The organism is Thermotoga sp. (genome assembly GCF_021162145.1).
Classification (GTDB): Bacteria; Thermotogota; Thermotogae; order Thermotogales; family Thermotogaceae; genus Thermotoga.
Map to the genome: position 1 here is coordinate 1 of NZ_JAGGZH010000003.1, position 11,578 is coordinate 11,578.

Annotated in this window: 15 protein-coding genes; 2 read left to right on the plus strand and 13 right to left on the minus strand. The window is 47.8% G+C overall.

Going from position 1 to position 11,578, the window contains the following annotated elements; genetic code table 11:
- The 3 genes from gap to dnaX all read right to left on the minus strand — a co-directional run.
- Nucleotides 1-788, minus strand: a 788-nt coding sequence (gene gap, locus J7K79_RS00125) for a type I glyceraldehyde-3-phosphate dehydrogenase (protein WP_296903820.1), incomplete at its 3' end; no start/stop codon positions are given.
- Between the two features lie 16 nt (nt 789-804).
- Nucleotides 805-1,161, minus strand: a complete 357-nt coding sequence (locus J7K79_RS00130; RefSeq protein WP_296903822.1) for a YbaB/EbfC family nucleoid-associated protein — start codon at nt 1,159-1,161, stop codon at nt 805-807.
- A gap of 1 nt (nt 1,162) precedes the next feature.
- Nucleotides 1,163-2,563 carry a DNA polymerase III subunit gamma/tau gene (gene dnaX / locus J7K79_RS00135; protein ID WP_296903825.1) on the minus strand — a complete coding sequence of 467 codons (1,401 nt, stop codon included), beginning with the start codon at nt 2,561-2,563 and terminating at the stop codon, nt 1,163-1,165.
- A gap of 89 nt (nt 2,564-2,652) precedes the next feature.
- On the opposite strand from dnaX, the gene J7K79_RS00140 reads away from it, so the two are divergent.
- Complete coding sequence (locus J7K79_RS00140) at nt 2,653-3,222, plus strand: transglycosylase SLT domain-containing protein (RefSeq protein ID WP_296903827.1); 570 nt, start codon at nt 2,653-2,655, stop codon at nt 3,220-3,222.
- Here the strand turns inward: J7K79_RS00140 and J7K79_RS00145 are convergent.
- Genes J7K79_RS00145 through csaB form a run of 3 tightly spaced genes read right to left on the minus strand, consistent with a single transcriptional unit; the run spans nt 3,219 to nt 5,254 of the window.
- Nucleotides 3,219-3,695 carry a tartrate dehydratase gene (locus J7K79_RS00145; RefSeq protein WP_296903829.1) on the minus strand — a complete coding sequence of 159 codons (477 nt, stop codon included), beginning with the start codon at nt 3,693-3,695 and terminating at the stop codon, nt 3,219-3,221. The genes J7K79_RS00140 and J7K79_RS00145 overlap by 4 nt on opposite strands.
- Nucleotides 3,692-4,300: a site-2 protease family protein gene (locus J7K79_RS00150; protein ID WP_296903831.1), complete on the minus strand. Its 609-nt coding sequence runs from the start codon at nt 4,298-4,300 to the stop codon at nt 3,692-3,694. The genes J7K79_RS00145 and J7K79_RS00150 overlap by 4 nt, the downstream gene beginning before the upstream one ends.
- Before the next feature lie 3 nt (nt 4,301-4,303).
- A complete protein-coding gene (csaB, locus tag J7K79_RS00155; protein WP_296903833.1) occupies nt 4,304-5,254 on the minus strand; it encodes a polysaccharide pyruvyl transferase CsaB in 951 nt (316 codons plus the stop codon).
- A gap of 62 nt (nt 5,255-5,316) precedes the next feature.
- On the opposite strand from csaB, the gene J7K79_RS00160 reads away from it, so the two are divergent.
- Complete coding sequence (locus J7K79_RS00160) at nt 5,317-6,057, plus strand: MBL fold metallo-hydrolase (RefSeq protein ID WP_296903835.1); 741 nt, start codon at nt 5,317-5,319, stop codon at nt 6,055-6,057.
- Here J7K79_RS00160 and fliY read toward each other — a convergent pair.
- The 7 genes from fliY to J7K79_RS00195 form a co-directional block, all read right to left on the minus strand.
- Entirely contained in the window at nt 6,047-7,090 is a 1,044-nt protein-coding gene (gene fliY, locus J7K79_RS00165) for a flagellar motor switch phosphatase FliY (RefSeq protein ID WP_296903837.1), read from the minus strand. The genes J7K79_RS00160 and fliY overlap by 11 nt on opposite strands.
- Nucleotides 7,087-8,073: a flagellar motor switch protein FliM gene (gene fliM / locus J7K79_RS00170; RefSeq protein ID WP_296903839.1), complete on the minus strand. Its 987-nt coding sequence runs from the start codon at nt 8,071-8,073 to the stop codon at nt 7,087-7,089. The genes fliY and fliM overlap by 4 nt, the downstream gene beginning before the upstream one ends.
- 9 nt (nt 8,074-8,082) lie before the next feature.
- Nucleotides 8,083-8,592 (minus strand): flagellar basal body-associated protein FliL, encoded by a 510-nt coding sequence (locus J7K79_RS00175; protein WP_296903841.1) that lies wholly within the window; start codon nt 8,590-8,592, stop codon nt 8,083-8,085.
- A 9-nt stretch (nt 8,593-8,601) separates the two neighbouring features.
- Nucleotides 8,602-9,465 (minus strand): flagellar motor protein MotB, encoded by an 864-nt coding sequence (locus J7K79_RS00180; protein WP_296903843.1) that lies wholly within the window; start codon nt 9,463-9,465, stop codon nt 8,602-8,604.
- Nucleotides 9,465-10,253 (minus strand): motility protein A, encoded by a 789-nt coding sequence (locus J7K79_RS00185; RefSeq protein ID WP_296903845.1) that lies wholly within the window; start codon nt 10,251-10,253, stop codon nt 9,465-9,467. Before J7K79_RS00185 ends, J7K79_RS00180 begins: the two co-directional genes overlap by 1 nt.
- A gap of 4 nt (nt 10,254-10,257) precedes the next feature.
- On the minus strand, nt 10,258-10,461 hold the full coding sequence (locus tag J7K79_RS00190) for a flagellar FlbD family protein (protein WP_296903847.1): 204 nt from the start codon (nt 10,459-10,461) through the stop codon (nt 10,258-10,260).
- Nucleotides 10,462-10,467: 6 nt separating this feature from the next.
- Nucleotides 10,468-11,578, minus strand: a 1,111-nt coding sequence (locus tag J7K79_RS00195; RefSeq protein WP_296903849.1) for a flagellar hook-basal body complex protein, incomplete at its 5' end; no start/stop codon positions are given.

An 11,578-nucleotide genomic window follows, 5' to 3' on the forward strand; every position in this document is an offset into this window, starting at 1 on the left:
TCTTTCATAACAGCGTTCACTTCTTCTGCTGTGGTTTCCTTCTCAACGAGAACGGTGAGGTCTGTGATGGATCCATCGGGAGTCGGTACCCTGATGGCCATACCGTCGAGTTTGCCTTTCACTTCGGGAACGACAAGCGCTACTGCCTTTGCCGCACCGGTGGTAGTGGGAATGATGTTCACCGCAGCAGCTCTGGCCCTTCTCAGATCTTTGTGCGGTAGATCGAGCACTCTCTGATCGTTCGTGTAGGAATGAACAGTTGTGAGCATACCGCTAACGATTCCGAACTTCTCGTGGAGTACCTTCACGATGGGTGCGATGGAGTTCGTCGTACAGGATGCACAGGAAATGATGGTGTGTTCGGGTTTCAACTGATCTTCGTTACAGCCGATAACGACCGTGATGTCCTCTCCCTTAGCAGGAGCTGTGATTATGACCTTTTTCGCACCAGCCTGAAGGTGAAGCTCTGCCTTTTCCCTGTTTCTGAACACACCCGTGGATTCGATCACGAAGTCGACCCCGAGATCCTTCCACGGAAGCTTGGAAGGATCAGGCTCTGCGAACACTTTGATCTCCTCTCCATCAATGATCAGAGAGGTATCGGTGTATTCGACTTTCCCAGGGAACTTCTTGTGAACAGAATCGTACTTGAGGAGGTGTGCAAGAGTTCTGGTGTCTGTCAAATCGTTGATGGCCACCACTTCGATGTCGGGGTTCTTCCTTTCATAGATGATCCTGTAGACCAGTCTTCCGATTCTACCGAAACCGTTAATAGCCACTCTTGCCATGCTCTTTCCCTCCTTCTCACATTAATCCTGGTATTCCAAACTGTTGGGTGATTTTGCTCATCTCCTCCTCCCGGCGCTTTTCAATCTTCTCTATGATCTCGTTCATACCAGCCACGAGAAGATCTTTCAACGTTTCGAAATCTTCCTTCAGATCTTCGTCGATCTCTACCTCCTTCACCCTGCGATCGCACGTCGCCACAATTCTGACGGCTCCTCCACCAACGGAAGTCTCCACTTCCATCTCGGAAAAACTCTCTTCCAGCTCTTGCATCTTCTTCTGTAGTTCTTCCTGCATCTTCATGAAATCTTTGAGGATTTTTTCTTGCTTTCCCCCACCCAGGCTCTTTCCACCGAAACTCTTGATCCTTTTCAAACTATCCCTCCTGTTCGAAGAGCTTCAGAATCTTCTGAGAAACCTTCTCTATTGTCTCCTCTTTTCCCATCAGCCGAAGCTCTACCTCGACTTTTCTTCCCAGTTTCTTCGAAAAGAGATTCTCCAGTTCGGAAAGTTTCTTTTTCATGAGCTCATAGTGCATTGATTTGGAAGAATCGAACGTTACAACGACCTTTCCTTCCTCGAAGCTCACCTCAGAAAGACTGAGTGCGACGAACACAGAGAGATCTCCCTTTTCTTTCAGCTCCTCCATCAGTTCCTTGAAACGTTCTTCGAACTCACTGTCTTTTTTTCTCTCCTCTTTTGTCGCACTCTCCTGAGTATTATTCGTACTCGTTTTCTCCGGTGCCTTTTCACTGGCAAACCTTGTGGCTATGTAAGCAGATCCCACTCGACACACAAGGTGTTTTTCTTCAGCAAATTTTATCTCCCGAAGAAGGTTAAGAAGTTGTCTCGAGACCTGAACGATGTCAGACGGTGAGACACTGTAGACCCTTTTTTCCCTTTCCAAATCGTCTACCAGATCTTCAACAGCTTCCTGGATGAGGACTTCGTAATCCTTACCACCGTAGTAAACATCGTCCAGGACGGTGAAAACCTTCTTCACATCCCTCGATAGAATGGCGTTCACGTAGTCTCTCACCACCTGGATCGGGATCAATCCAAGGGCTCTGTGAACCGTCTCCAGATCGATCCTTCCCTCTGAGAACTTCCAGACCTGCTCCAGCATGGTGAGGGCGTCTCTCATCCCCCCGGCTGCCCTCCTCGCTATGAACCTCAATGCCTCCTCGTCGATGTCTATACCTTCGGCCCTGGCAACTTCCTGGAGCCTCTTCTCTATGAGTTCGTCTGGAATGTTCCTGAACTCGAAAACCTGACACCTGGAGATTATCGTCGGCGGCACCTTTTCTAAGTTGGTGGTCGCAAGGACGAACACAACGTGTGAAGGAGGTTCCTCGAGCGTTTTCAAAAGAGCGTTGAAAGCTTCTTTGGTGAGCATGTGCACTTCGTCTATTATGTAGACCTTGTACTTTCCCTCCATCGGCCTGTAGCCCACAGCATCCCTGATCCTTCTGATTTCGTCTATCCCCCTGTTCGATGCCGCATCGAGTTCTACGACGTCCATGAACGTACCTTCGTCGATCTCTCTACACGACCTGCACCTGTTGCACGGCTCAACTCCTTTTCTGTCCTCACAGTTCAGGGATTTTGCCAGGATCCTTGCGAGTGTCGTCTTCCCCGTTCCCCTGGGTCCGGCAAATATGTATCCATGGGCAACACTGTCTTTCTGTATCGCCCCGATTATCGCCTTCTTCACGTGGTCTTGATTCACTACTTCCGAAAAAGTCTTTGGTCTGTACTTCCTGTAGAGAACCTCCATGAAATCACCTCGTGTAGTATAATCAAACTGTATCCAGCACTATTATACCAGAGGGGATTTTAAAAGTGATTGAACAGAGGAGGAAGATCGTGAAAAAAATAACTATACTGGTCCTGGTGCTCGTCCTGACACCTGTCTTTCTGAGCACCATTCCAACCAAGAAGAATATCTCCTTCCGGGAGATAAACACCATCATCGTGAAAGAGTGGTTCAAGGATCTGGTCAAATCGAGAAGATCGTCCTACAAACTGAAGAGCGACGAAGAATTCCTTGAAGATCTGTGGCGAACGATAAACGAAGTGGCACGTGAAACCAACATTGACCCGATCCTCCTCGTCTCGGTCATAGATGTGGAGAGCGATTTCAGAAACGTGATAGGATTGTATGGAGAGCTGGGGATGATGCAGATTAAAAAAGAGACAGCTAGGATGGTGGCAAACGTCTACAACCTGGAACCCCCAGAATCAGGCTGGACAGAGCTCATCTGGAACTACCGTTTGAACATAAAGTACGGTGCCCACTATTTGAAGTACCTGTACAACAAGTTCAAAGATCTCAGGCTGGCGCTCGAGTATTACAACGGTGGAAACAGCAGGAAAGCGTACGCAAAAAAGATTCTTGAAACGTACGAGCGTTTCAAAAGAGAACTGGGCATTTAAACCTTTGTGTAGATCTTGCCGGAAGAGTCCTGAATTACTCGAAGGGTCAACCCCTCCACTTCCAGCTCCTCTAGTTTCTTACCATCCGGAGTTTTGTAGACCATTTTTCTACTTCCCTTCATCTCCTCGAGGAGTTCGAAGAGAACCCTGGAAAATCTTTTCGTAACGGAAAAAGTGAGTTTCTTGTTCAGGATTACTCCATTTACACCCATGAGAAAAAGCTTCTCCAGTATTTCCTCAGTGATCTCCTGAAAGAAGAATTTGTTCTTCTTGAACCTTCCCACAGCCACTATCTCTCCTGTCAAATCGTAGAGCTTTATTCCTTCTGATCTTTCGTACTTTTCAATGATATCAACAGTATCTTTGTCCACAACTACTATCTTTCCAATGTAGTGAACCACGTCTCCACTCGTCAGGCGTCTTATAACGTTCAGAGAAACAGGATACCTCAGAACGATCTTCAAACAAATCACCTCACAATCATCTGAACAAGGTTGTCTATGAACGTCACAAACGGATTCATAACGAGCGGTATGATCCAGAGAACCAAAAGAGCTAGCATGAACAGTATCCCGTACACTTCGTATTTTATCAGCCATTCCATGTACCTGTCGGGAAGGAGCGAAGCTAGAATTCTGCTTCCATCGAGAGGTGGTATTGGAAAGAGTGAAAACAGAGCGTAGGTGAGATTGTATTTGGCGGCTTTCACCATTAGAAACCACCAGAAACTCTCTCTAGGCAATTTCGAGGCTGTGAATCCACAAAGAAAAAACAGCAGAAAACTCGTCAGAGGGCCGAGGATGGATATCTTCAGAAGGTCTTTCTTCTTGTTCTTTAGCTTCCAGTAGCGAACAGGAACTGGCCTGGACCATCCGAACTCGAACAGAATGAAAGAAATCGTCCCCACCGGATCCAGATGAACAAAGGGATTCAAAGACAATCTCCCTGCCTGTTTCGGGGTAGGATCACCGAGTTTGTAAGCCATAATCCCTTTCACATACTCCCTTGGCATCGCAACGATGAGAACAGCGAGGAACCCCGTAAGGATGTTGCTCAACGTTGGTACGACCATCCTCATAGACTACCATCTCCCCAGCGTATCTTTCAAGAACTCTTTCATTTCCACGGCGTCTTTCCTCAGTCTCTCCCTCAGATTCAGTTTCTTCTTCAAAGCAACGGATGCCTTCAACGATATCTCCAGCGGATTCCTTTTTGAGAAAAAGAAATCTTCCTTTGTGTACCTTCTGAAAAACCTTCTTGCCTTCTGACAATCGACAATGACGAAGGGAATTTCAAAGTAAGCGGCAACGAGTGCCGGATGGAACCTTTCGGTGATGACGATCGATGAACTCTTTATCTCTTCAAGCACGTCTCCGCCTGCTCTAAGAGGGGGAAGATGCTGGCAATCCTTTGAAAAAGCGCTTGAAAGAACAAAATCGTCTATTCCATGGTCTCTCAGGCTCCTCAGTACATGAGATATGTCTATGGGTTTTTTCAAAAAGAAAACGGCCTTCTTCTCTTTCCTTTCTTCTGTTTCATCGTTCATGAGATAGAGTATCGAAGGATCTGTCCCCAACCACGCATTTCCACCCATCGCTTTGACGTACCTGTAAGAAACTGGTTCTCTTGCTATGAAGATCGCGTTCCTGTGTGTCACCACGTCGTGAACGAGCCTCTTTGAAACGTCCCTCCTCACGGGGCCTATGCTGTTTCCAAAGAAAATAAGGGGCTTTTTCATGAGAAGCGACGCCTTGGACAGGTAGTAATAGTAGAGAATGCTTCGAAAGCTTGTCACGTCCTGGAGTAATCCTCCTCCGCCGGCCATCGAGATCTGCGATCTCTTCAAAAAAGAAAACAGTTTCGGGGAGAATCTGTCCACAGACGTCACTCCCATCGATTTTTTTCCCTTTGGAAGGGGCGTGTATATGGTTCCAAAATCCATTTCTTTCAAAAGATCCACACACGCCCTGAACATGAGTTCGTCTCCGAAGTTACCAAAGCCGTAATACCCCCACAGAAAGGCAGTAGCCAAGGAAAACCACCTCATTCTGTAGAAGAATACTCTTGGAGAATTATACTACACGAGGTGAAAGGATGATAACGAATCTTTCAGACAGTGTTTTCGTGATAGGAACGGGAGTATCTTCGAACAGCGTCCTCGTGTGCGGAAAGAGAGTGTGTGTTCTCTTCGACACGACCCTCTTTCCAGAGAAGGCAAGAAAGATCAAAGAATTCGCGCTGGAGGTGCTAAAGAAAGAAATCATCGCCGTTTTCAACACTCACTACCATCCAGATCACACCTTTGGAAACGAAGTTTTCGACAGGATAATAGCCCATTCACTGACTAAAGAGTCCTTGAGCAAAGTGGACGAAGAGTTCATGGAAAGAATCGGTGTGAAAGTATCCATGAAACTCCCGACGGAGACGTTCGAGGGCAGAGAGTCCTACAAATTCGGAGATATCACCGTGGAAGCTGTCAACCTTGGTGGACACACACCGGACTCTTCCATTTTCATCTTGAGGAACGAGAGAGTTATCGTGTGCGGAGATCTCCTCACCACGGGAATCCATGCCGAGATGGTTGCAGACAGTGATCTGTCAACATGGATCGAGGCACTGGAAGAAATGGAAAGGGCAGGTGCATACTACTACGTGCCAGGGCATGGAAGGGTGGGAACACTTCAGGATGTGAGAGAGATGAAAGACTACATCGCGAAAATTCTCCGTCTCAAAAAAGGAAGCATTCCTCACTCAGAACTTCTGAGAGACCCAAATTTCCTCTCGCGTGAACATCCCGAACTTTTAGAGTGGGGCCTGGAGAACATCATTCGTTGAGCAACTCCAGTCTTTCCTTTGGACTCACAATTTCCGTTACCCTCACACCAAAGTTCTCGTCTATCACAACAACCTCTCCACGGGCTATGAGTTTTCCGTTGACGAGAATGTCCACCGGTTCACCGGTGAGTTTGTCGAGCTCTATAATGGAGCCCGGTATCATCTCCAGAACACGCTTTAAGGTCATCCTTGTCCTTCCGAGTTCCACAGTCACCTTCAGGGGAATATCGAGCAGCATCTCGAGTTTGTCCCGAGGAATTTCCGTTTTAGTTGTACCGGACGGTTTCAACTCCGAAAATTCCACCGGCTCGACTTTCACCTTTTTCTCTTCTTTCTCTTCCTTCTTTTCCTCCTTCTTCTCTTCGGTTTCCTCTTCATGGGCTTTGGTGAAGTACTCGTACATTTTCTTGACGAGATCCGCTCCGATCACCTGGTAAAATATGGACTTTGGAAGACCTTCTATCTCGATCTCGAACTCCACGATGGCAACGTCCTTTTCCAGATCGTCCACAACCGGTGGAAACTTCGTGTTGGGATCGTCGAAGTTCAGGACTTCTACCTTCGGTGGAGAGATGCTCACGGTTATCCCCAAAAGCTCCGAAAGGGAGGTGGCGGCACTTCCCATCATCTGGTTCATGGCCTCACCTATGGCGCTGAGCTTGATCTCATCGAGCTCTTCACTCTCCACTTCTCCACTTCCACCCATCATGAGATCGGCGATCGTGGCGACCAGTCCCCTCTCCAGAACCAGAACGTTCAACCCTTTTAACCCCTCCGTGTATTCCACGCTCACAACAACTTTTTCACCCTTGAAGTCGCTCTTGATGTCCTTCAATTTTTCTTCCCGGACTGTTGGGACAGTGATATGAACATCCCTTCCCAGAATCATCGAGAGCGTCGTTGCGGCGTTTCCCATGGCAATGTTGCCAATCTCGCCGATCATGTCTTTTTCTTCCGGTGTGAGCACTCCTTCCGCTTCGCCGCTGAGCAGTTTGTCTATTTCCTCCTGAGAGAGGAATTCATTCTCCGTCATTTCCCTTCACCTCCATTGGTGTATTCACCAGTGATTCTCACAGCGTACTTCCCTTTGAACTTCCCGGGAATTCCTTTGAACTTGGGCCTTCCCTCCACGTCGATCCTTATCTCGTCCCTGTAGTGAGTGTTGAGTCTTATCACGTCGCCTTCCTGAAGATTCAATACTTCCCTTAGAGTCAGACAAGCTTCCCCGATCACCGCCTGTACCGTTAAAGGCACATTCTGAGAAGCCATCTTGAGCTCCTCGACTCTTTCTTCTATCCTCTCTGGCTTTCTACCCATCATCCAGAATCGATTGGAAAGTTTCTCCAGGAAAGGTTCCAGGAGAGAGAAAGGCCAGCACACGTTGATGAAACTTGTGAACTCTCCCCAGGAAACAGAGGCTGTCACGAGGAGGACAATTTCGTTTGGAGGTATGATTTGAACGAACTGCGGGTTCGTCTCGACGTTCTCGATGGAAGGTATGAAGTACTGAAAGTCACTCCAGGCCTGAGCAAGTAACGTCAGAATGTTGGTTACTTCTCTCCTCATTATGGAGGTTTCGATGTCCGTGGGAGTCCTGTTAGGAGGGTTGTCTCCGGGACCTCCCATAATGATATCCAGTATGGTGTAGAAAAGATCGAGTCTCATCTCGAATATAGCACTGCCCTCGAAGACGTCTCCTGTGAAGATGACGATGAAGGATGGAATCATCACCGACCTTATGAACTCTTCGTAAGTGAGCTGGTCGATGCTGATTTCCACATCGACGAACGTTCTCAACCTTCCCGAAAGGTATGTTGAGAGTGATCTTCCGAAGTTCTCATGGATCATTTGAAACGTTCTCAGTTGCTCTTTGGAAAACTTGCTCGGTCTTCTGAAATCGTAAGGCTTGGCCTCCTTTTCTTCTTCCTTTGAAAGAATGTCCTCTTCTTTCAGCTCCCCTTTCATCAACGCTTCGATCAGCTGGTTTATCTCTTCCTGACTGAGAACATCGGACACGTTCCCACCTCACTCGGTGGTCGCAAAGGCCTTTATATAAAGATAAACATTCAGAACACCATATTTTTCCCTATCACCGACGAAACCGGTGATGGTGTTAACCGCTTCCCTTATCTGTCGTTTTAGAAGCTCAAGCCCGGGAACCGTGCTCAGTTCGCTCTTCTCTTTGCTCAGAAAGATCATCATGAGGACATCCATGATCTCGTCTTCCTTTTCCGCTATGGCTGCCCTGCAGGCATCACTGCCAACGGTGAAGGAAAGGGAGTCTATCACAACAACATCCCTTCCGCCCTTCAAGAGAAATGTCTTGTTCTCACCTGACTGAATGAGAATCGCCTTTATCTCAACCGGCGTCGACAGTGTGCCCTCACCTTGTCCACCCTGATTTGTCCCAAGAAACATGGGAAGCAGAAAGTACACGGCAAGTGATACAATGAAGGGTATCACGATGCTCATGATCAACGACGAAATTCCCCGACGCCTGGGTTGTTCCTCTTCTCTTCTTTCTTCTTCGGCCATCTTCTCACCTCACACCTTCTCTCTCTTTATGAGGATGTCTATCCTCCTGAACTCCCTTCTCAACCTTTCCAGTTCTTGTTGATATCTTTCTTCCAGCTCTTTCATCTTTACCTCCCACTCAGAGCGAGAGATCTCACCGTTTCTGAGCTTTTCGTTGAGCAGGGTTTTCTCTGCGTTTATCTCGTTCTCAAGGTCTTTTATTTTTTTCTTTATCTCCCTGTCCCCAAGACCTATCGGGTAGAATCTATCGGGATTGTAGAAAAAGTCTATGTTGAACCGTCCCAGTTTTATATCGGCAGCCCTTTCGATCATTCTCTTTTCCTTCAGTTCTGTTAGAAAGAAGTTCACCACGCTCGCTGCTCTTGCGCTCGAAAGATGCCAGTTGGAGACGTAAATCGAGTTTGGGAGGACAGGTCTATCGTCTGTGTAACCGAAAATTTCCAGCACGTTTGTGGTGTGTTCTATAACTATCTGTCCCACTTTGGCGAGGAGCTCTTTGGCCGCGGCTGTGAGTCTGGCGCTACCCGTCTCGAAGAAGACCATGTCCTTCAGGACTATGAGAGTTCCCTCGTCTCTTTCTTCGACCGTGATCTTTCCTTTGTACTCCTCAGAAAGTTTCATGAGTTCTTGATAGATCCCTCTTTTCGAGGTGATCAGAGGTTCTTCATTTATACTCCTTCCACCCATTAGCACGCTCGGTGGCCGCCCACTGAGAGCGATTCTGAGACCCACCGCTACCTGCTGGAACTTACCAGGACTGATGGTGGACATTGAAATCAGAGCCACAAAGAACGTGAGCAAGAGAGTCACCATGTCCGAATAAGTTGTCATCCACTGGGGTGAGCCTCTCTGTTCCTCCCGTTTCTTTGCCATCACGCAGCAGCCTCCTGGGAGGCAGCTTCATAGGCCCTCTTCTCTTTTTCGGACAAGAAGGACTTCAACTTCTCCTCCAGTATTCTCGGGTTTTCTCCCGCCTGAATCGAGAGGACCGCTTCCAGTATCATCCTCTTTTCCAGTACGAGGAGGTCCCTTCTCTTTCTGATCTTTTCCGCCATGGGAAGAAAAACCCCATTCGCCAGAATGGCACCGTAGAGTGTTGTTATGAGAGCCACTGCCATGGACGGACCCAGTGTCTCTGGGTTGTTCAATGATTTGAGCATCTGGATGAGTCCTATCAACGTTCCGATCATACCGAACGCTGGAGCGTACGCACCGGCGGATTCCAGAACCGCTCTCTCTCCATCCAGCTCTTCTTCAAAAAGCTCCAGCTCCGTTTCCATCATGTTCTTCAGAAGATCGGGATCCGTTCCATCGACCACGAGTTGAAGAGCCTTTTTCATGAATGGGTCTTCGATGTTTTCCAGATTCTCTTCCAGCGAGAGAAGTCCCTCTCTTCGTGCTTTTTCCGAGAAGGAAACCATCGTCTGTATGAGCGAGGTGTGATCTATTTTTGGCTCCTTCAACGTGGAGAGCATGATGTTTATGAGCTTAAAGGCTTTGTCCTTTGGATGAGCCACCATCGTAGCCGCTAAGGATCCAACAACGGTTATGAATAACGAAGGTATATTTATGAAGGCGGCAAAATCCCCTCCACCTGTCGCGATTCCTATGAAAAGGGCGGCTATCACAAGCACCAGACCTATCAGGGTTGCAAGGTCCATGGGATCACCTGCCTTGCTCTCTCCACCAGTTGAATATCTTTCTTTTGTATTCTATCACCCTCTGGACCACCTCTTCCACGGATTCTTTCACGATGTATTTTCTACCGTTCAGGAGCGTGATCGTCGTGTCGGGCAGTGCTTCAACGGTCTCTATGAGGTCAGCGTTCAGAAAGAACCACCTGCCATCGATTCTTGTGAGTCTGATCATCTCTCATCATCTCTTGATGTTCACAAGTTCGTTCAAAATCTGATCCGCCGTGGTGATAACTCTAGCGTTTGCCTGGAAACCTCTCTGGGCAACGATCATCTTGGTGAACTCCTCTGCAAGATCTACGTTGGACATCTCAAGAGCCCCGGGAATCAGAGTACCCCTTCCACCGCTTCCAGGTGCTCCTATTTTAGGAACACCGCTGTTGGAGGATACAGCGTACAGGGAATTTCCCACTTCCATCAAACCTGCTGGATTGTTGAACACCGCGAGGGCAATCTGTCCCAGAACGTCTGTGAGCCCGTTGCTGAAGGTGCCTATGATCTCTCCCTGCTCATTTATGGCGAACGATTCCAGAACTCCCATGGGGTTTCCATCCTGCCATGGGATATTGACCGTGCTATCGCCAGAGAACTGGGTAATGCCAGAAAAATCTGCCGTTATCCTAACCTCACCGTCACCATTTTGACCCGTGTCGAACTGGATCGTTCTGAGCTCTTCGGTACTGAGGGCGTAAGAAGAAGAACCGGAATCGTAGTACAATCCTCTGTACTGAACAGGTCTTCCGGATTCGTCGAATTCTATAAGACCTGCTATGTACTTGTTTCCATTATAATTATCGTTATCACTTTCATCGATGAGATCTACCGGCTCTCCACTTGCCGTGTATGCCCTCCAGATCCACGCGTTCTTGAATTGGTCTGTTCCTATAGTTGTGTTCCCAAGTCTTATGAATTCGTAGTACACCGTGTACGCGTTTCCAAGAGAATCATAGACCTGAACAGCTGTGGTGTATCGAGGAGAGTTGTATTCAGCCTGAACAAAATTTGTTGGATTGTCAGCCTCATAGAACCTTGGCTCTCCCGAGCTTGGAATTACAAGTTCTGCGCCGTTTGCAATTGTAAGGGAGTTGCTAGCATTATCTTCACTTGGGTCAATAATTATTACCGTGTAAGTTTCACCACTCGTAATGTCGGAATCATTAATGGTGAAACTTCCACTACTAACATTGACAGAACCTGAATAGATCTCCTGACCGCTGGAGTCCAAAACGATTGAGTCGTATGTTCCGTCAGGAAAACTCGTTGTCCCACTGAGGCTTCCATCCGTTGCGGCA